An 18,758-nucleotide genomic window follows, 5' to 3' on the forward strand; every position below is an offset into this window, starting at 1 on the left:
CAAACCTCCACGCTTGCACTCGCGCTAACTCCGACGCCGGACACTTCAGAACAAGGCGGCCCCTATCGGATGCGTACGGTGAAAGGGTTTTCCGTTTCGATCCACTTCGCGCTGTCGGCGTCACGCCATTTTCCATCGATAAGGATCTGAAAATCCCTTATCTCGTTCGATGGTGCGGTGGTCATAACGTTCATTCTGTCGTTCCTCTTATCGCACGGCGCGGGCAGCGAGCGCCCCCGTGCGGCCGGCCATGTCCAGATTCCGGATCGCCTCTCCGGCATATTCGATGACGTGCCCGGTGGCGCCGCCAGTTCCGATCTCGGCGATGATCGCTAGAATCGCTATCGAGCTCGTCAACCACGTGCGCGGCCCGGATCTTCTGAAACAATGTTTTTGGTGTCATCGTCATGCTGCGACTGCCTGGCCAAGACACGCTCGCGCATGAAGCGCTGTCCGGACGCGCCCGCCGATGGCAGCGCCCGGTAGCTGGGCCACCACTACCGCGACATCGACAAGCTTATCGATGTCGATATCGGTCCGGAGCCCCATCATGTTCGCGGTCCAGACGACGTCTTCGGTCGCGACATTGCCCGTCGCCCCCGGCGCGAATGGACATCCGCCCAGCCCGGCGATCGCCGCGTCGATGGAGGTGACCCCGGCCCGGACGGCCGCAAGAACGTTCGCCACGCCAAGACCGTAGGTATCGTGAGCGTGGAAATTCCAGGAGCGTACCTGAGGGAAGCGGGTCATCGCCCTTCGGAAAAGGGATTCCACATGATCGGGCGTCACCCGGCCGGTCGTGTCGCACAGGGCGATCTCGGCATTGGGCATGACGTCAACGAGCTGATCGAGAAGATCGAGCGTTTTCTCGGGGGCGATGCGTCCTTGGAACGGGCAATCGAAAGCGGTGGCGATGTTCAGCCGCATCGCGGTTTTCTCAGGAAGATCGGCCACGATGGCAGCATATTCTGCCGCTGATTCCGATGGATCGCGCCGAACGTTGTTCTGATTATGATCCTCGGATACGGACAACACGAAGGCCAAGTGGCGCGCGTCGCTACTTAGCGCCTTCTCCGCTCGGCGACGGGTTGGGATCAGTACCTGCGGATCAAGATCGGCGAGATCGGCCGTCTCTCGAAGTACGGTCGCCGTATCCTCCAGCTGGGGAATCGCCTGCGCGCTGACGAAGGACCCGACCTCGATGCGGCGTAGGCCGGCAGCATGTAGGCGCCGAACGATGTCGACCTTGGTGCCGGTCGGAATGAATTCTCGAATGGCCTGAAAGCCGTCGCGCGGACCGACCTCAACCATCTGAATGGCGTCGATCATCCTAGCTGCGCCTCCGTGGCGTTCGAACCTTTATCGATCGAAGAGAGTATCTCGTCCGTGTGCGCGCCCAGGGCGGGACCTGCCCAGCGTACCTGCCCCGGATCATCCGGAAAGTGCGGCACGATACCGGCGTGGAGGACATCGCCGAAAAGCGGATCCTGCACTGTGCGAACCATACCACGATGGAGGAACTGCTCGTCTTTTGCGCAGTCGGCCGTCGTGAAGGCCTTGGAAGTGGGGATATCCGCATTATTGAGCAGGATTTCGACTTCCGCAGCCCCGAACTGCGCAGTCCATGCGCCGATTGCTTCGTCGAGCACGCCACGGTTCGCACAGCGCGACTGATTATCAGCGAACCTGGGATCGGACCCAAGATCCGGACGGCCTATCACCTTCATTAGCTTCGCAAATAATGGGTTCGAATTCGCTGCGACCAGTACCCAGCCGTCGGAGGTTGGATAAGCGCTCGATGGCGCGGCGGTCGATATTCCTGCTCCGCTTGGCTCCCGGATTTTGCCTAGCCAGCCAAATTCCGGGAGCATTCCTTCCATCATGCTGAGCACAGCTTCCGTCAGCGCGACGTCGACAGTGCGTCCACGCCCATCACCGCCGTCACGATCTCGCTGCCAAAGCGCTGCAACAACGCCGAAGGCCGCGTACAACCCAGCGATCGAGTCGCCAATGCTCACGCCGACGCGCACGGGGGGCAGGTCACTCTTCCCCGGCTCATGATTGGTGAGATAGCGTAGACCGCCCATGGCCTCGCCGATCACGCCGAACGCCGCGCGGTTGCGGTACGGGCCGTCCTGTCCATAGCCAGAGATATGCGCGACGATGAGGCCAGGACGCTCACGGCGCAGGGCATCGGGACCGATGCCCAATCGCTCCAACTGCCCAGGCCTGAAATTCTCGACTACGGCGTCACATCCGCGGACGAGTTTGAGCACGCATTCGCGCCCCTCGTCCGACTTCAGATCGAGCACGACCGAGCGTTTGTTCCGGCCATGCATGGACCACCACAGCGACTTGCCATCGATCTGCTCGCCCCAGCCCCGGACGGGATCGCCAGCGGGCGGTTCGATCTTCACGACTTCAGCGCCAAGATCCGCAAGAAGGCGGGTGGCGAAGGGCGCAGCCACGAAATGTCCGAGTTCCAGAATCCTCAGGCCCTTCAATGGACCGATGGATGTTCCCCCCTGCATGCGCTCCCCACGATCGTCGTTGGCGCCGACATGGCGCATAAAGGATATGGCGGTCGAAGAAGTCGGAAGTCGATTATTGTTTCGGCATGTCAGCTTTCTTCATTGCGCTGCAGCAGTTTCAGACTGTCGTCGCCAATGCTATGAGATGGGCGATCACGCCTTTGGTTGCCCTGGAAAGTTGCTTGCTATTACGCACACACAGCATGAGCGGACGCGTTGCCCAGCTCTCTTCAAGCGATACGACTCTCAGGCCCAATTCCCCAGCCTGGACGCGTGCGGCGGTCCCAGGCAAGATGGTGACGCCCAGCCCGACCGAGACCATTTTGCGCACGCTTTCGAAGCTGGTCGCATGCGCCCGCTCGCGCAGCGGTTTGCCCAGGGCCTTGGCCTGATGTCGGTACAGCTGGATCAGGGCGCTATCGCGCTGCATGCCGATGAAATAATCGTCAAGAAGATCCGAGAGCTTGAGCGATGATCGGCCGGCGAGACGATGGTCTGCGGGCAACAAGGCCATGAGCTGGTCCTCTTTCCAAGGGATCATCTCCAGATCGCCAGCGGGCAAGGTGCCGGACACAAGTCCCAGATCTGCCATGCCCGTCTGGACCGAATGCATGACTTCGAGGCTTGTCAGTTCCTCTATCTCCAACTCGATCCCGGGGTTGGCGACCAGATACGACGCTAGAAGGTCAGCGAGCCCCCCAGATCCGGCCGACATATGGGCGTGGATGCGTACATTGCCTATGCGGCCCCCTCGGATTGCGTCGAGATCGAAGGCGAGCGTGTCCAACAGATCGAAAACGGCCGAAAGCTGGTCGGCCAACTTGCGCCCGGCAGAAGTGGGGACGACACCCCTTTCATGACGCTCAAGCAGGGTTACCCCGCTACGGGCCTCGAGCTCGGAAATCCTTCGGCTGATAGCGGAGGCCGCGATACCTTCGCGGGCCGCGGCGGGAGTGATGCCGCCTTCCTCTACAGTCGCCATAAAGACTCGGAGGCTCACAAGATCCAAGCCGAGCGAGGTCCATGATGGACGCGAACCTATGATACATTCTCCCTGTCCCGTACCCCACGGAAGGGGGCGCCACGCGTGAATGTCGGCAGCGATTGCTTCCGGCCGAATTCATTCGGCTTATAAGCCCCTACCCCTAATTTGGACACGGATTTCTCGATCGACGCGGGCGACTGGTGACAGTCAATCCGGACGTTCGGTCCCGGGCGGCCGGTCGGGACCTGCATCGCCGCGCAAAGGTTGGGCGAGTTGTCGAACATCACCCGAAGGAGGCCTCGATGCGTGAAGTTAGCACGATTGGCTTCGCACGACCGTCCACGCCAGATCGTCAACCGACGCGCCGTTTTCCCCCGCTACCATGGCCTTTTCGATCAATCGGCGCGCCGTGATTCATCAGCGCAGGATCTTTAACCCTATGGCCTGGTATTTCCGCTACCGGCGGCGCACGGCCTAACGGATCACGAAGGGCATGCGTACGGTAACGCTGGCGTCCGGCGCGCTGTCGGTGGTGCCCAGTTCGATGGCGACGTTCAGCAGTCGCCGTTCGGTCAGACGATAGGACATGCCGAAGGAAAAGGCGCCGATCTGGATGGGCTGGGATCGCTCGGCCGCGCCATTGATCATCGTCCGGGTCGCCAAGATATAATTATGCTCATAGCCGAGCGAGAAGGAAAAGCGGGGATTGACCGAAAAGCCAAAGCCCAGATTGGCGTTGATCGCGTCGCCCGGATCGACCCGCCCGATGGTGACGCCGCCGACCTCCCGCCCGATGGTGGCCGAAAAATTGTGCAAATAGCTGGCGCCTGCGAAAATGACTGCCGGATCGGATGGCAGCAGGAAGCTGATGCCCGGCTGCACCGCCCAGAAGCCTGATCCGGTCGCCAGCCCCTGCGCGACGCCGAATTCGTCATAGGCGATGTCGAACGGCCCCTTGCCGGTCGGCATCTTGACGCGCAGGCTGCCGATCCAGACCGGGTGATCGCCCGATGCGCGGTTGATCTGGTAGCGAAGCGCCAGTTCCGCGTCGCCGATATGCTGTTCGGACAGGTGAAGGACTCGGCTGACGCTGCTTTCCCGCTGCTGCACCACTTCCACCCGATCGGACCGGATCAGATAGGGCAGCCGCGCCTCCAGCTCGATCCGGTTGGTCAGGCCATAGCGCAACGTAGCGGTCGGCACGACGCTGTTGCGGACGGCGTTATTGGCTTCGATCAGCCCGATCTGGATGCCGGGCGTCAACTCGATGCCGCGGAACACCAGCCGGTTGCTTGAAGAAGTGCTGTATTCGATCGACGGATCGAAGGTGAGGTGCCCCGCCTGCGTCAACACGCCGACCTCTTCGGGCAGCGCCTCGACCTTCGGCTCGGCGAAGACCAGGCCGGGCGCTTCGCCGACGGGCTGGGCCGGCACGCTCGCCTCGCCCTGGGCCGCAACCTTGACGGACGCGCCCTGCCCTTCGGCGGGCGGGGCGCCTGCGATCCCGCCCCGCAGGCGGGCGATCTCCCGCTCCTGCTCAACGATACGTGCATTCTGCGCCTCGATCATGGCGCGTTGCGTGCTGAGTTCCTGGCGCATCGCTGCCAGTTGAGCCTCGATTGCGCCGGTGTCCCGCGCCAGAGCGGGCTGCACCCAGGCCGCGGCGGAAACCGCGAGGCAGCAGCCCGTCAGGCGGCCGATCGCCATCCGGTCACCGCCCATAAGCCCCCACCATCGCGCCGAAGGCCGCCCCAAGCTTGCTCGTCAGAATAGCCGTCTGGAAAGGCGAAAAGCCGCCCAGGTCCAGCTTCGCGTCAATCTCCTGGCGCAGCGCCACGTTGCTCGCGCTGTTCAGGATCATGGTCTGCAAGGATCCGTCCGCCCGCTGGAGCAGCGCGGTGCGCCCCTCATTGGCGAGGAACAGGCCGCCGCTGCCCAGATACCGCTCCAGCAGGGGGCCAAATCCCGCCGCCCCTAGCGTCTCGGCCGTCGCGGGCGCCAGTGCCGAGGACACCGAACGATCGACAGCCATGCCCTGATCGCTCCAGCTGATGTTGGTCTGAAGAACCAGGCTGCCGCCGATATAGGTACGCATCTCGACGCCCAGCCGGATATCGACGCCACTGACGACGAAGCCGCCGCGCTGCGCGTCCAATTGGGCGTCGGTAAGCCGTGGGGCGGGCGCGGGACCCTCGGCCGGCGCTGCATGGGCTCGGCTCATCCCCAACGACCAGCAGAGCAGCAGCAGGCAGAGTGCGGCGGCGCGCTTCACGGCGAACCTCCATCGATCGATGCCGTAATCTGATAAAGCGGCGGCAGGCGGTCGGTGAGATGGGTGATGGCCGCTTCCCGCGCGGATTCCCGGACGGGCGCGCGGGGCCAGCCACCCCATTCAGCCGCCAGATTATAAAGTGGCAAAGGCGCCGAGCGTGGCGACAGCACGGCAAGGGCTATGCCGTTCCACATGGCGGCGAAGTCGGCGACGCGATAGATTTTCATTCCCAGCGTCGGATCGCCGACCAGTATCTCGTCGCCGCGGACACCCTTCACGACGACGAAATGCTTGTAGCCCTTGAGGTCGAGGATAACGATGACGGGCTGACCCAGGCGGCGCAGTTGATCCGGGGTGAGCCGAAAGCCATCGGCGCGCAGACCCATGCTCTCCAGATACAGCTTCATGTCGCGCATGGAAAAACCGAGCTTGCGGATCTTGGCCTGGTCGCCCTTCGCCCACATGGCCAGGAAAACCGCCTGCTCGGGCGTCGGACGATCATAATGGTAGCTAAGCAGCGTGGCGACCGCCGCCGACCCGCAGCTGAAATCATAGCGCTGGCGCACCACTGTGCGGAACGGCATGTCCCGCCAGCTTGTGACCGACACAGCCGGACGCCCGCCGTCGCTGTCCAGCCGGACCTGCGCCCGCGCGGCCGGGACCGCCCCGGTCGCGATCGACAGACAGGCAAGCGCGGACAGGAAATTCAGGCGCCTAAGGCTGGACATTGATGCTGAGGTTGACCGCCGTCTGGAGGCTGACCTGCGCTCCTGTATTGATCGCGAAATTGCCGATGCCGTTGAAATTGGACAAGGCCTCGCCGCTCAGGCTGATCGACCCGGCGCTGTAATCGCCGGTCACGCTGTTGCCGGACAGGACGGACGACAGCGTCTGGCTGCTCGCAACGACGGCCTGCCCACCGCGATTGCTTTCCAGTTCCGCTTCGCTCAGCGGCGCGCCGGCCACGTCCCTGTGCGCATCGCCCCCTCCCGCCGCCCGCAAGGGTTGGGGCAACAGCCCCGCACCGATCAGCAGCGCGAGGATGAACAGGCCGCGATGGCTGGTCGCAAGACGCATGTCAGTTGCCGCGGCCGACCGTCGTATTGCCCTGCGCCGCGATGTTCGTTGCGGCGAGCGCGTTGGAGGACAGCCCGCTGTTCCAGCCATTGTTCAGGACGCCGGCGAAATTGGCGAAGCTGGACCCGTTCACCACATTGTCGCCGGTGCGGATCGCGGGCGTCGCCTGATTCGCCGGAGCATCGACGCTCACGCCGCTGCTGGTGGTGACGGTCGACAGATCCTGTATCGCCATGATGCTCGTGTGCGAACTGCTGTCCTGACTGTTGTCGACACTGTTGTCGAGCAGGCCGTTGCTGGTAGCCGTCGCCGTCGCCGTGTTGCCGATGTCGGTCGCCACATTGTTGGTGGAGGTCGCCTGGTTCTGGACATCGGCCTTGCTGTCGCTGGTGGCGTGGCCGTCGCTTCCTGCCTGGCTGTTCGAACCGGCATTCTGGCTGATCCCCGCCTCAAGGCTGATCGGAGCCTGGGCGGCGGCCAGGCCGGGAATGCCGACCAGCAGCAGGGTCGTTGCGGAAAGGGTGGTCAGTCTGGATGCCATTTGAATCCTCGGGCGACGGCGGCTGCAACGATGCAGCCCTTGTTGATTGAGCTATCGAAAGTCGCCGTTCCAGACTTCAAGGCAAAGAGCCGGGAACAGCCATCTTCCGATATGAAAACGCACAAACGAAGCGCGCGACCCGAGCGCAAAATGATTATCGGCACGGCTATGGTGCAGTGCATCATAAAACTGCTATGATTCGCCTGCTGCTGTCAACGCGAATCAGCAGCCACCGGCACATAGAATGTCTCAAATACAGACGGTGACCTGATCCATGCTTTATTGTTACGTCTTGCAATATCGCTGAATCATATCAAATATAAACCCCGCCATCTCTTGTTTCAGGAACGAATCCGTAGCATGATGATGGTATGGGATCCCCTCGTCGCAGGGGGTGCCCATTGTTGCAGAAAAACTGATCCGGTCGCGCCGCGAAAAGAATGTCGATGCCGGGATGGCGTCGGACGACAGTGTCGAGGACATGCTATTGATCCTGATGACAGCCGTCGCCGGATGTCCATCCTGCAATCGACTGGAGAGGATGACTGAACACCAGAGCTGATCGGGTCCATGATCCGAAGGATGGTTTCAGTGTATCTGCAAAACGACATCAGACGTGCCGAGCCCCGGGCTCTTTTCCCGCTGCAGGGGTCCAAGAATGAAATACGCTGGCGTCTCTACGTCGAGCTTCTGTTGCTTGACTGCATCAGCCTCACCGGGCTGCTGATACTGGCGGAAGGCTTCTTTCAGAACAGCTGGTTCAGCCGTGATGCTCTCAATCTGGTGGCCATGGTCGTTCCCATCTATCTGGGCGCGGCCGTCAACAGCAACGCCTATTCCTTGCGCGCATTGACCCAGCCATTGCAGGCCGCCGTGAAATCGGCGCTGAATATCGGACTGACCATGCTTGCTGTACTATGCGTCCTCTATTTCGCGCATGTCAGCGACAGCGTCGCGCGACTGCCTTTCGCGGTAGGCATTTTGTGCAGCGCGATAGTCCTGCCGGCGCTGCGAAAGCCATTCAGCCTCCACGCCCTCGGGCGCGCCAACGGCAAGCTGACGAACGAGCTGATCATCAGCGATGGCGTGCCGCGACATCGGTTGCCGCAAACCGACATATTGGATGCCGACCTGCACAAGCTTGTGCCTGATCTGGCCGACCCCTACATGCTCAATCGCCTGGGCCGCTGGCTTCGCAGTTTCGACCGCGTCGTCGTCGCCTGTCCGGCGGAGCGGCGCTCTGCCTGGACGATCGTCCTGCAAGGGGCGGCGGTGCAGGGCGAGATCATGCTGATGGATGACAGCAACGCAGGCGTTCTGGGCATCGGCCGTTGCTTCGACAACGACACCCATATCGTCTCGAAGGGGCCGCTCAATATGTCCGATCGGCTTCAGAAGCGGCTGTTCGATCTGGCGGTCACCGGCCCGGCGCTGTTGTTGCTCAGCCCCCTCTTCATCCTGGTCGCGATCGCGATCAAGCTTGAAAGCCCCGGCCCTGTCCTCTTCTTCCAGGACCGGATCGGCCTGGGCAATCGATTGTTCAAGATCGCGAAGTTCCGCAGCATGCGCGTTGAGTCGTCCGACCATGGCGGCTCCCGTTCCGCCAGCCGGTCGGATGACCGGATCACCCGTGTTGGCCGTATCATCCGTCGGACCAGCATCGACGAGCTGCCGCAACTGTTCAATGTGCTTGTGGGGGATATGAGCATTGTCGGGCCGCGCCCCCACGCGCTGGCGTCGACCGCCGACCACAAGCTGTTCTGGGAAGTGAGCCGGAACTATTGGCGCCGCCACGCGCTGAAGCCCGGCATGACCGGACTTGCTCAGATACGCGGCTTTCGCGGCGCCACCGAACGGGTCGAGGATCTCGAAAACCGCTTGATGGCGGATCTGGAATATCTCCGCGACTGGTCTCTGCTGCATGAGATCATGATCATCCTCAAGACTTTCAAAGTCCTGATCCACAAGAACGCCTATTGAGGCGACCAGTCGCGGGAAGTTCCGGTGAAGCGCCTACTCCTTTTCATCGGCGCCGCGCGCTCCGCCGCCGATCGAAGCCAATATCAGCGCGCCGGCCTTGCGCATCCTGGACACGAACCCGCCCGATGCGCGCGCGGACCGCGACCGCGTCCGGACATCGGCGGGCGCCGAAAAGCCTGCGGGGGAGAAGAGATCGGGCGCCTGTTCATAGGCGCGCCTTGCAATGGCCAACGCATCGTCGCCATCCTCCGCACGCCGATAGGTCCACGCCTGACGCCAATCGACAACGAACTTCTGCCCGTTGTCGAGGATGCAGACCAGGTCGTCCCCTTGGGGCACGACAGACATGATGGCGTTGGCGCTCATCCTTCTTTCCGTTATTGCAACGGCCTGGTTGGCGATTGCCAGGCCAGATGCCCCGTCAAACTCTCTACTGCGTGCATCATTGGACATGGTTGCGGATTGATGTCCAGTCAATCCACGCGACCTCGACTGAACGGGACGGTCCGTCCGCCCGTCCTGCGGCGCGTGATCCGGCCGAACGGGTCGGCCAGGCGGACCGTCTGATGATGGACTATGTTGCATTGTACCAGCAGGTCATCGGCTGGGTCGTCGGCCAATTCGGCAATGACAAGCTGGCGCATGTGATCGTCGGCCTCGCGCTCTGGCTGGGCAGTGCCGGGGCGCTGCGCAAATCTTGGCACAGCCTTCCTCCCCTGGCGATCCTTGCGGTGGCCGAAACGATCAACGAATGTCTGGACCGGATCGCCTATGGGTCCTGGCGCTGGAGCGACACCAGCATGGACATCGCCGCCACCTTCGCCTGCCCCCTGTTCCTTCTGCTGGGGCGATATGGCGCGTCCCTTTTCCTGAAACGGCTCGCGACCGGCCGATCAGAAAAGCCGCGCCAGGGCGAACAAGGCGACGCCCGCGCATCCTGAGAAGGTGATGATTCCGGCCGCGCGCGACAGCGCCTGGATGACGCGCTCCCCGCCGGTCAGCGGGTCCGAAAAATGCGCCCAGTCCGCAAGCGCGGGGCGACCGTTGAACGCCACGTCGGCGGCCCGAAGCTCTGGCGCACCGCTCTCTAGGGGCGCACCATCCGCAATCTTTACATGTTTCATGATTCAGCCCCTGGAAAAGCGTGGCGTTCACGCTACCGGGGAGATGTTGAAAGAGGCTTAACGGGGCGACCCCGCTCCTTCCTTCAGCCTAAAGTCGCTTTCGCGGCTGCCTCGCCGAAGCCAGCAGCGTCACGATGAAAAAGGGCAGGAACAAGGGCAGCCAAAGGAAGGCGATCAGTCGATCCGTCCAGTTGACCGACACAAGCGCGGCCGACTGGCTTTGCCGTTGCCAGAGATGAACGGCACCGATGATCCAGATCGCGGCGACGCCGCAGAACAGGAGGATCACAAAGCCTTCCCCATCCTGACGTGCTGCGTCGGCATCGCCAATGGCGCAAGGGCATCGCCTGCTATCAGCGTCGCGAACCCCGTCATGATATGATAAAGAGATGAGGCTGGCGCTGCTTCCACCACCCACTCCCCTGCGGCCGTCATCCGGTCATGCCAAAGGCCCGGCCTGTCGACATTCAGGAAAGAACGAATACAGTCGAAACTGTCGATCGCGTCCTGCTCGCACTGGCGCGCGACAGCGGTCCGCAACCGCTCGGTTTGCGCCCAGAGCCGGGATGAGGCATCGATCGCCCTTCCGTCGGCGTCCACCGAAAACAACGCGCGACCGTGGCACACGCCCCAGCGATGGCCGAATGCATACAGCCTGTCACTGGCCGCCTGGGTCTCGAACCCCAGCAACCGTTTAGCCTCGCTCAACAGGAACGCCCATTCAAACTGATGGCCCGGTTCGCGGACTTGGCCGCTCTCATCGGGCATGGGCTGCCATTCATCGTCGAAATATTCGCCGACGGCGCCGGTCCGGCCATCTATCATGCGATCAAGCGCCAGGGGAACCAACCCCTGCGCGACTCTTTCCATCAGCGAGCCGGGCGACAGTTCGGTCCACGCAAGCAGCGCCTCCAGCATATGCATATGCGGGTTGGAACGCAGCCCGGCCCGCCCGTCGGTTTCGACGAAGCCCCCGGTCGGACGCCCGTAATGCTCGATCAGCAGGCTCAACAATCGGGTTGCGCGATCCTCATGACCGGGCTCGTCGGGAAAGGCACGTTGCGCGGCCGCCAGCGCGAACAGGACGAACGCCTGATCGTACAGGTCGGCTGCATCATCCACCACCGCCCCGTCGCGCGCGACCGTGGCGCGATAGAGTCCATCCGTTCGACGATAGGCGTCCAGAAAGGCCAGGCCGGCGCGCATGGCGCCACGCCAGTCGCCAGTCCAGCCCATCTCTCCAGCCTGGCCGAAAACATATATTTGCCGCGCCTGCACGCGCACGCGCTTCGGCAGGTCGACAGGGCGTCCGTTCATGTCGAGCCGATCGTGGAAGCCGCCGGCCTCGCGATCATGCCCCGCCTCGCGCCACAAGGGCAGAGCATGATCGAACAACCAGATCTCGGCCCATCGCGCGGCGGCGTTGAGCACTTGCCTCGTGTCCCTCATGACGGCTGCGCCCCGCTGAAGCGGGCAGCGACGGCAAAGCCCGCAGCGGCGATCGGCTCGCGCCGCACCGCGACAGTGCCGCCCGAGCTGGCGCCATCCACCGACAGGCCGGTCAGGGCCGCAAAATCCTCCAAGAACAGCTGTGCGACGCGTCCGGGCGCGTAATCCTGGCTCTTGGCCCTGGACGCCTCGGCGAAACGCCGGCGCAGCCCTTCGTCCATCATGAGTTGTTCCAGCGCCTGCGCCAGCGGCTGTCCCGTCGGATCGCGATGATCAAAGCTCAGCCCGTGCACGCCGGGCGTTATCGCATCCTCGAAACAGCCGAGGTCGGACACGACCGGCGCGCAGCCGCAGGCCATCGCCTCCAGCGGAGCCACCGGAAAGGCTTCGCCAAGTTCCGCCACCGACGGATAAACGAATATCGCAGATCTCCGGAAATGATCGACCAGTTGCTGCTGATCGAACACCGGGCCGGTAAAGTCGATCGGCGCGCCCGATTGTGCCGCCTGCTCCTTCAGCTCCGCCATGAACGCCTCGCCATCGCCACCCTGACTTTCCAGATGCGGCCCGACAACGACCAGGCGCCAGTCGGGATGCCGGCTCGAAAGCAGCGCGAAGGCGCGGATCAGCAGGTCGATACCCTTCTCCCGCGCCACGCGGCCGACAAAGACGATCTGCTTGTCCTTCTCCAGCGACAAGGGCGCTTTCGCTTCCTGCGCGAAGACGCTGGCCAGCGCGTTGGGAACGGTCTTCACCAGATGCGCGACGGACGGCGTCTGCGCGATCACGGCCCGGGCGATATGGCTGGAACAGCATTGCAGCCGGTCGACGCGCCGGTAGAGCGCCATCTGCCCCTTGGGATAGCGCGCGACGTCGACATAGATTTTGCCCGCCTTGCGGCGCGGGATGATCACAGGCGCCGACACGCTGTTGGTGATCGTGACATCCGCCTCGGGCAGCGCCTTGCGGATGCGCCAGGCGTACAGGATGTCGGCGAGCCGGAAGATGATCTTGTTTCCCGGCATGTCGCGCGATCGCACGCGCACATGGCGCACGCCATTGATGACTTCCTCGGATGGAAATCCGGCATAGGTCCTTGAAATCATGGTGACCTCATGCCCGCGACGCGCAAACTCCTCGCACAGGGCGTAGAAGATCTTTTCACAGGCGCCACCCAGGACCGGCGGCAGCGGCAGAAAGGGGCCGACGATGCAGTTTATGCGCATGACGCTAGTTCTTTCTGAGAGGGATCATGACGGCGCTCAGGTCCTCGCCGCGCCTCCGCCACACCCGGGACCGGACGATAGCCGCCGGATTGCCTCGGTAAATCGTCCAGGGTTTCAGCGCGGAAAAGGCGCAGGCGCGCGCGCCGAGCACCGCCCCGTCGCCCACCTGCACGCCAGGCCCCACAAAGGCCTCGGCCGCGATCCACACGTCCGCGCCAATGGTAATCGGCCGGGCGATCAGTTGAAAGTCGGGGTCCGCCACATCATGGGACCCTGCGCACAGATGCGCCCGCTGGGATATGATGGTGCGCGGCCCGATGCTGATCATGGCCATGCTGTAGCAATTGGCGCCCGGCCCGATGGTCGCATCGGCGCCAAGCCGCAGATTGCGGGGATACCAGACCACCGCGCTCGCCGCGATCGCCGCGCCCTCCCCGACCTCGGCGCCAAAGAGCTTCAGCAACCGGATGCGCCAGTGGCTCAACATGGGCGGCGTCCAGCGCGCCAGAAGCGTCCAGCATATCAGCCAGGCGAGCCGTTCCAGACGGTGCGCGAGCGAGAAGCTCGGTCCGCCCTTGAGCGGCGTCGTGTCGCGCGCGCGCAGAATCCTGGAACGATCGGGCGCGTCGAGCGGCGTCATGCTTTCGCGCAAGACCTTAGCCATGAGCCAGATTCCTTTGCCCTTGCAGCCCCGCCAGAGGCGCGAGCGCCAGACGGATGCCGAGTGTCAAGATGGTGTAGACGACGATAGCCTGAACATAGGCGCGGCTTGCGCTATCAACGAGGCTGCGGAAGGATTCATAGACCAGCCCGCGCGCAACAATTTCGTAGAGAAGCATGAAGGAGATCGCGGATATCAATAGTCGGCCCTCATGCATCAGCGAATAGCTGTCGAACTCTATGAATATCACTATGCAGATCACGAACACGACCAGCGGCCAAAAGACACTCAGGACATCGATCGTATTGGTGATGGACGATCCCGTCCTGTACCCGCCCAGATCCTGGTTGAAGGCCAGGTTCGCATAGACGTCGCCCGTCGAAAAGCCGCGGTCGGCCTTGTTTACAGACAGTCCAAACGCGTTGATGACCGGCGTCGGCAAGATGCTGACGATCCCTTCATAGGCGTCGCGCCTGATCTGCGCCTGCTGAAAATCGGACAGGCGCAGCGACGCCGCCATCGTGAGGTCGGTATATTTGGTATAGGTCAGCCGCTGGAAGAACTCGCTTTGCAGATAGATTTCCGAAAACCCGCTGAAGCCGGATTCCATCGTCATGCTGGCTTCGTCGCGGCGCATGGCCTCGAGCCGCGCCTTGTCGCCAAAGGCCCGGACCGTCTCCATCGCGATCTCGGCCGGCGTCGCCTGGCCGCGCAGCAGGCGCCCTACCTGCATCGCGGTCGCCAGATCCTGCGCCACGCTGGCGGCCGGCAGGGCGAGCAGCGCGCCGATCACGATCATGATCTTGGCCCGCCGTGAAAAATGAACCCGGCCCATCGCCGCCATCATCAATATCGACAGCAGCATGGTAAAGATGCAGACCGCGAATATGACTCGCGCGTTGAAGAACAGGGCCGTCACCAGCACCAGCGCGAAATATCCCGTCAGCATCGCGACGGTCGCGGGCGGATCGGCGATGTCGCGATCGAAGAAGTAGCGGCGCAACGGTATGAAGAAGGGGGCGACGATGAAGGGGACCAGCGCCTGGAGGAACTTGCCGCCGACATTGCCGAACTCCACCGCATCGCCGAACAGGATGCGCGAAACCCAGGTCGCGCCGATGCCCAGAAGCCCCAGCGCCCACAGTTCGACCGGCCTTGGCACGCGGAAAATCCAGATCGGCTTCAGCACCCGCCGGGCGAGCCACCGCGACGGCGCCTGCAAGGCGGGCGTGTTCGTGTAGACGATATGCGCGGCCAGAATCACGGCCTGAAACGCGATGGTCGCTTCAAAGACTTCGCGCGGCACCAGCAAATTGTAGATTAATGGTCGCCAGCTCATCGTCTGCGCCACAAGGGGCAGCGCATAGGTCGTGACCGCGAAGCCCATGACCGCCATGCTGGAAATGGGAAAGCGGTTCACCGTCCTGGGCCGGAGGCAATGGATGGTGGTGGCCACGGCAGCCACAGCGCAGAGAATCGAACAATAAATGTTCACGACGGACGGTTCGATGATGACCTGCGCCAGCACCAGCATCGCCGCGCCGACCGAACAGATCAGCAGCATCCGCAGGCCGAATCTCGATATGTCGATCGGCCTCATCTCGATGCCCCTTCATGAAGGGGGAAAGGTGGTGCGGGTCGGATCACGTCTCTCGTCCCGCTCCCTCAGTTGATCGCGGCGTCGGTGATCGCGTCCGCCGGCTTGGGCTTGTCGCGTATGCACAAGGCCGACAGCTCCGCCTGAACCGCGCTCATGATGGCAATCTTGGACCAGCGTTCCCGCGCCCGCTGCCGCGCCACGTCACCCATGCCGGAACGCATGGCCGGCGAATCCAGCACGGTCTCGACCGCGGCGGAAAAGGCGTCGGCATCGCCCGGCACGGTTGCGAGGCCACAGCCTTCGATCTCCCACGCCAGGCCTGTCTCCGCCCTGGCCGTGGCGATCACCGGGCGGCCGGACGCGAGCATGTTGGTGAGCTTGGACGGCAGCACCAGATCGGCGGCGTCCTCGATCTGCGGCAGCAGATGCACCGAAGCCAGCGACAACAGGGGCCCCAGCTGCTCGCGCGGTTGCAACCCCTTCAGCAGGACGTTGGGCAGATCGCGCGTGGCCTCGGCGAGGTGAATCATCTCAGGCCCGTCGCCGCAGATGACGAAGCGGATATCGTCGCGTTGCCTCAGCTTGCGCGCGGCGTCGACAACGATGCCGATGCCCTGCTTGCGGCTGACATTGCCGGAATAGAGCGCGACCTGCTTGCCATCGAGCGCCCATGCGGTGCGATACGCCGCGTCGTTCGACTGGTTTTCAACCAGGCTCATATCGGCCCAGTTGCGTACCTCCAGCACCTGCGCGGTGGACGGCAGCAGCCTGGCGAGTTTGGCGCACATCTGCGGCGAAATGCTGCTGTAGCGATCAAAGCCGCGGAAGGCCCATCGTTGAAAGGCGAGCGCGATCCGCGCGGCGCGGCCGTCCTGCGCGACAAGACCTGTCGCGAAGGCGGCTTCCACCTCGAAATCCTGCACATGTATCCAGGTCCGCGCCCCGGACAGCCAGCCCGCGAGGCGTACCAGCGGCGCCGACATGAGCGAGGGGGCGATCGCTATGACCACGTCGGGCCGCTGGAACAGGATGTTCAGAAGAACGGGCAGGACCGCGCTCAACATGAAGCTCAGATGATGGAAGATCCGCCTGAGGCCGGTAGGATTTTCCGGAACATAGATCGGGCAGCGCGTGACGGTCACGCCCTCCTCCACCGCATGACGGTAGAAATGGCGGCTGTATCCCTGCGCCACCCGCCAGTGAGGATAATAAGGCGTGGCAGAGACCACGGAAACATGTGCCCCGGCCTCAGCCAGGAATGTTGCCATGTCATGCGTATAGGGACCTATACCAATAGGTTCCGGCGCATAGTTGAGCCCGACGATCAGCACTTTCATGGCGAAATCCAATATTGAGCGGCGCTAATCCTCACCTGAACCTATATCATTCACGCCAAAGCGTGTGTTCTGTTCAATCGGAGCGACCCAATATTGTCATCTTGTCAAATTCAGCACGACGATAACCGGTACAACCATATGACCAGGCTACGCGACGACTTAATGCCGCGCCGCACCCAGAATAAGGCCGACTATATGTTGCATGGCAGCATGGGCGCGTTTGCCCACGTCTCACCATGTCCTCATGTGCCGTAAATTATGGTCTTTATTGATATTGGCGACCGTCCAGCTGCCATCGTCGGCATTTTTCTGGATCTTTTCGACCCCCAAATCTTCTTTGATTCGCAAGCACAAGTCAACGGCTAATTTAACATTGGATATAGACTGTTTTCTGACGCGAATCGCATCCTTCAGTGGACCTATCCTGATCTCCACTTCATCAAACTCTGAACGGAATCTCACTCTCGCACAGCAAGGCCTTTACCCGGAATCGATGGCAAGGCAACAATCTAGAATGATGAAAATAAAGACTAATATATCCAACGTTAGGCTTTTGGATGACGGGATTCGTTCCCTTGACATCAGCAGGACTTTACCACCCCGTAGGAAGGGTGCTATCGCTGCGTTGCAGCATAGGTAGCTGCGCTAGCGCAAAATTGAGCAGCAATTCAGCATGGAAGGCACCGCCGAGTGCACATTCTTCATGTTATCGCATCTGCTGATTTGAAGGACGGGGGGCCGATCGAACATGCGGTCCGCACCGGCCGTGCGCTTGCCCTGCGCGATCACCGTCAGGACCTGTTCACGTTCGATCACCCCTCCTCGATCCGCGAGGACGAGCTGGGCGCGCATGTTTTCGCCTTCGCCCGTCGCCCGCGTTCCGGTTGGCTTGGCAAGGCCGCGAGCGTCATCCTGGATCTGCCGCGCGCGGTCGCCTGGCTACGCCGGCGCCGGGCGGACTATGACGTGGTCGTGGTGTCGGGGCTGTGGAACGTCGCCACGCTGGCCGCACGCCTCAGCCTGCCGCGCGCCGGCACACCCTATATCCTCTTCACCCACGGCATGCTCGACCCGTATTTCAAGCGCGCCAACCCTCTGAAATCCTTCATCAAGCGGTTTTTGTGGCTGGTGAATGAGCGCGTACTGATTCGCCACGCCGATCGCGTGCTCTTCACCTGTGAGGAAGAAAGGCGACTCGCGCGAAAGAGCTACTGGCCCTATGCCGCGCGCGAACAGGTCGTCGCCTTCGGCACGGCCGATGCCCCGCTCCCCGCCGCCACGCAGCTGACCGCTTTCGCTGGTCACGTCCCCGACCTTGGCGATCGCCCCTTCCTCCTGTTCCTCAGCCGTATTCATGAGAAAAAGGGCGTCGACCTGCTCATCCGCGGCTATGCCGCTTGGCTGCGATCCCATCCGGAAACCGGCTTCGACCTTGTCATCGCCGGCCCGGACAGCAACGGGCTGCGCGGCCGGATGGAACAGCTGGCGCGAGAGGAAGGCGTCGAAAGCCGCATCCATTGGCCCGGCATGCTCAAGGGTGATGCCAAATGGGGCGCCTATCTCCGCTGCGACGCGTTCATCCTGCCCTCCCATCAGGAAAATTTCGGCATCGTCGTTGCCGAAGCGCTCGCATGCGCGCGCCCTGTCCTCATCAGCGACAAGGTCAATATCTGGCGCGAAGTGGCGGATCACGGAGCCGGATTCGTTGAGACCGATACGGTGGAAGGCGTGCTCTCGCTGTTGCAGCGATGGACCGCGTTGAACCAGGACCAGCGGGGGATGATGAAAGATGCCGCGCGGAAAACATTTCTGCGCCGCTACAACTTGGATAGCGCAGTTAAAGATCTTGAGCGTATAATGTTCGAAACGATTCGAGAGAATCCGATCGTTGCCGATAAAATCAGAATGGAAGTGGTCGCATAATAACGCCCGAACGGGCGAAGAAACTTAGCCTTCCTTATGTGATTTTGAGGTT

General features: G+C 62.4%; 20 protein-coding genes. 3 read left to right on the forward strand and 17 right to left on the reverse strand.

What is annotated here, in order from left to right; genetic code table 11:
* Positions 1 to 207 precede the first annotated feature (207 nt).
* The 9 genes from AAC640_RS16740 to AAC640_RS16780 form a co-directional block, all read right to left on the reverse strand.
* Positions 208 to 357 (reverse strand): aconitase family protein, encoded by a 150-nt coding sequence (locus AAC640_RS16740; protein ID WP_340268335.1) that lies wholly within the window; start codon positions 355 to 357, stop codon positions 208 to 210.
* Positions 358 to 405: 48 nt separating this feature from the next.
* On the reverse strand, positions 406 to 1,329 hold the full coding sequence (locus AAC640_RS16745; protein WP_340268337.1) for a hydroxymethylglutaryl-CoA lyase: 924 nt from the start codon (positions 1,327 to 1,329) through the stop codon (positions 406 to 408).
* Entirely contained in the window at positions 1,326 to 2,570 is a 1,245-nt protein-coding gene (locus AAC640_RS16750; protein ID WP_340268339.1) for a CaiB/BaiF CoA transferase family protein, read from the reverse strand. Before AAC640_RS16750 ends, AAC640_RS16745 begins: the two co-directional genes overlap by 4 nt.
* A 79-nt stretch (positions 2,571 to 2,649) precedes the next feature.
* Positions 2,650 to 3,531, reverse strand: a complete 882-nt coding sequence (locus AAC640_RS16755) for a LysR family transcriptional regulator (protein WP_340268341.1) — start codon at positions 3,529 to 3,531, stop codon at positions 2,650 to 2,652.
* A 459-nt stretch (positions 3,532 to 3,990) separates the two neighbouring features.
* Positions 3,991 to 5,223, reverse strand: a complete 1,233-nt coding sequence (locus AAC640_RS16760; protein WP_340268343.1) for a hypothetical protein — start codon at positions 5,221 to 5,223, stop codon at positions 3,991 to 3,993.
* A 4-nt stretch (positions 5,224 to 5,227) separates the two neighbouring features.
* Positions 5,228 to 5,788 carry a hypothetical protein gene (locus AAC640_RS16765; RefSeq protein WP_340268345.1) on the reverse strand — a complete coding sequence of 187 codons (561 nt, stop codon included), beginning with the start codon at positions 5,786 to 5,788 and terminating at the stop codon, positions 5,228 to 5,230.
* Positions 5,785 to 6,516: a C39 family peptidase gene (locus tag AAC640_RS16770; RefSeq protein WP_340268347.1), complete on the reverse strand. Its 732-nt coding sequence runs from the start codon at positions 6,514 to 6,516 to the stop codon at positions 5,785 to 5,787. Before AAC640_RS16770 ends, AAC640_RS16765 begins: the two co-directional genes overlap by 4 nt.
* Positions 6,503 to 6,865, reverse strand: a complete 363-nt coding sequence (locus AAC640_RS16775) for a hypothetical protein (protein ID WP_340268349.1) — start codon at positions 6,863 to 6,865, stop codon at positions 6,503 to 6,505. Before AAC640_RS16775 ends, AAC640_RS16770 begins: the two co-directional genes overlap by 14 nt.
* A gap of 1 nt (position 6,866) precedes the next feature.
* Positions 6,867 to 7,406, reverse strand: coding sequence for a hypothetical protein (locus tag AAC640_RS16780; protein WP_340268351.1), 540 nt, complete (start codon positions 7,404 to 7,406; stop codon positions 6,867 to 6,869).
* Positions 7,407 to 7,997: 591 nt separating this feature from the next.
* Here AAC640_RS16780 and AAC640_RS16785 point away from each other — a divergent pair.
* Positions 7,998 to 9,386, forward strand: a complete 1,389-nt coding sequence (locus AAC640_RS16785) for a sugar transferase (RefSeq protein ID WP_340268353.1) — start codon at positions 7,998 to 8,000, stop codon at positions 9,384 to 9,386.
* A gap of 33 nt (positions 9,387 to 9,419) precedes the next feature.
* Here AAC640_RS16785 and AAC640_RS16790 read toward each other — a convergent pair whose 3' ends face one another.
* Positions 9,420 to 9,752 (reverse strand): hypothetical protein, encoded by a 333-nt coding sequence (locus tag AAC640_RS16790; RefSeq protein WP_340268355.1) that lies wholly within the window; start codon positions 9,750 to 9,752, stop codon positions 9,420 to 9,422.
* A gap of 47 nt (positions 9,753 to 9,799) precedes the next feature.
* Between AAC640_RS16790 and AAC640_RS16795 the strand changes: the two genes are divergently transcribed.
* Positions 9,800 to 10,327, forward strand: coding sequence for a hypothetical protein (locus AAC640_RS16795; protein WP_340268357.1), 528 nt, complete (start codon positions 9,800 to 9,802; stop codon positions 10,325 to 10,327).
* Here the strand turns inward: AAC640_RS16795 and AAC640_RS16800 are convergent.
* From AAC640_RS16800 to AAC640_RS16830, 7 genes are all read right to left on the reverse strand, one after another.
* Positions 10,280 to 10,510: a hypothetical protein gene (locus AAC640_RS16800; RefSeq protein WP_340268359.1), complete on the reverse strand. Its 231-nt coding sequence runs from the start codon at positions 10,508 to 10,510 to the stop codon at positions 10,280 to 10,282. The genes AAC640_RS16795 and AAC640_RS16800 overlap by 48 nt on opposite strands.
* A gap of 88 nt (positions 10,511 to 10,598) precedes the next feature.
* Positions 10,599 to 10,799: a hypothetical protein gene (locus AAC640_RS16805; protein ID WP_340268361.1), complete on the reverse strand. Its 201-nt coding sequence runs from the start codon at positions 10,797 to 10,799 to the stop codon at positions 10,599 to 10,601.
* On the reverse strand, positions 10,796 to 11,959 hold the full coding sequence (locus tag AAC640_RS16810; protein WP_340268363.1) for an AGE family epimerase/isomerase: 1,164 nt from the start codon (positions 11,957 to 11,959) through the stop codon (positions 10,796 to 10,798). Before AAC640_RS16810 ends, AAC640_RS16805 begins: the two co-directional genes overlap by 4 nt.
* Entirely contained in the window at positions 11,956 to 13,185 is a 1,230-nt protein-coding gene (locus AAC640_RS16815; RefSeq protein WP_340268365.1) for a glycosyltransferase family 4 protein, read from the reverse strand. Before AAC640_RS16815 ends, AAC640_RS16810 begins: the two co-directional genes overlap by 4 nt.
* 4 nt (positions 13,186 to 13,189) lie before the next feature.
* Positions 13,190 to 13,849 carry an LbetaH domain-containing protein gene (locus AAC640_RS16820; RefSeq protein ID WP_340268367.1) on the reverse strand — a complete coding sequence of 220 codons (660 nt, stop codon included), beginning with the start codon at positions 13,847 to 13,849 and terminating at the stop codon, positions 13,190 to 13,192.
* Complete coding sequence (locus AAC640_RS16825) at positions 13,842 to 15,446, reverse strand: hypothetical protein (protein ID WP_340268369.1); 1,605 nt, start codon at positions 15,444 to 15,446, stop codon at positions 13,842 to 13,844. The genes AAC640_RS16820 and AAC640_RS16825 overlap by 8 nt, the downstream gene beginning before the upstream one ends.
* A 65-nt stretch (positions 15,447 to 15,511) precedes the next feature.
* On the reverse strand, positions 15,512 to 16,783 hold the full coding sequence (locus AAC640_RS16830; RefSeq protein ID WP_340268371.1) for a WcaI family glycosyltransferase: 1,272 nt from the start codon (positions 16,781 to 16,783) through the stop codon (positions 15,512 to 15,514).
* A 690-nt stretch (positions 16,784 to 17,473) separates the two neighbouring features.
* On the opposite strand from AAC640_RS16830, the gene AAC640_RS16835 reads away from it, so the two are divergent.
* Entirely contained in the window at positions 17,474 to 18,706 is a 1,233-nt protein-coding gene (locus tag AAC640_RS16835) for a glycosyltransferase (protein WP_340268373.1), read from the forward strand.
* The last annotated feature ends 52 nt before the right edge of the window (positions 18,707 to 18,758 follow it).

This window comes from Sphingobium mellinum (assembly GCF_037860795.1).
In the GTDB taxonomy this organism is placed as follows: Bacteria; Pseudomonadota; Alphaproteobacteria; order Sphingomonadales; family Sphingomonadaceae; genus Sphingobium; species Sphingobium mellinum.

What these genes read in the sequence shown, in the direction of transcription:
- AAC640_RS16745 (WP_340268337.1), bottom strand. Translation starts at nt 1,329, where the DNA reads ATGATCGACGCCATTCAGATGGTTGAGGTCGGTCCGCGCGACGGCTTT.
- AAC640_RS16750 (WP_340268339.1), bottom strand. Translation starts at nt 2,570, where the DNA reads ATGCGCCATGTCGGCGCCAACGACGATCGTGGGGAGCGCATGCAGGGG.
- AAC640_RS16760 (WP_340268343.1), bottom strand. Translation starts at nt 5,223, where the DNA reads ATGGCGATCGGCCGCCTGACGGGCTGCTGCCTCGCGGTTTCCGCCGCG.
- AAC640_RS16770 (WP_340268347.1), bottom strand. Translation starts at nt 6,516, where the DNA reads ATGTCCAGCCTTAGGCGCCTGAATTTCCTGTCCGCGCTTGCCTGTCTG.
- AAC640_RS16775 (WP_340268349.1), bottom strand. Translation starts at nt 6,865, where the DNA reads ATGCGTCTTGCGACCAGCCATCGCGGCCTGTTCATCCTCGCGCTGCTG.
- AAC640_RS16780 (WP_340268351.1), bottom strand. Translation starts at nt 7,406, where the DNA reads ATGGCATCCAGACTGACCACCCTTTCCGCAACGACCCTGCTGCTGGTC.
- AAC640_RS16790 (WP_340268355.1), bottom strand. Translation starts at nt 9,752, where the DNA reads ATGAGCGCCAACGCCATCATGTCTGTCGTGCCCCAAGGGGACGACCTG.
- AAC640_RS16795 (WP_340268357.1), top strand. Translation starts at nt 9,800, where the DNA reads ATGCCCCGTCAAACTCTCTACTGCGTGCATCATTGGACATGGTTGCGG.
- AAC640_RS16800 (WP_340268359.1), bottom strand. Translation starts at nt 10,510, where the DNA reads ATGAAACATGTAAAGATTGCGGATGGTGCGCCCCTAGAGAGCGGTGCG.
- AAC640_RS16810 (WP_340268363.1), bottom strand. Translation starts at nt 11,959, where the DNA reads ATGAGGGACACGAGGCAAGTGCTCAACGCCGCCGCGCGATGGGCCGAG.
- AAC640_RS16815 (WP_340268365.1), bottom strand. Translation starts at nt 13,185, where the DNA reads ATGCGCATAAACTGCATCGTCGGCCCCTTTCTGCCGCTGCCGCCGGTC.
- AAC640_RS16820 (WP_340268367.1), bottom strand. Translation starts at nt 13,849, where the DNA reads ATGGCTAAGGTCTTGCGCGAAAGCATGACGCCGCTCGACGCGCCCGAT.
- AAC640_RS16825 (WP_340268369.1), bottom strand. Translation starts at nt 15,446, where the DNA reads ATGAGGCCGATCGACATATCGAGATTCGGCCTGCGGATGCTGCTGATC.
- AAC640_RS16830 (WP_340268371.1), bottom strand. Translation starts at nt 16,783, where the DNA reads ATGAAAGTGCTGATCGTCGGGCTCAACTATGCGCCGGAACCTATTGGT.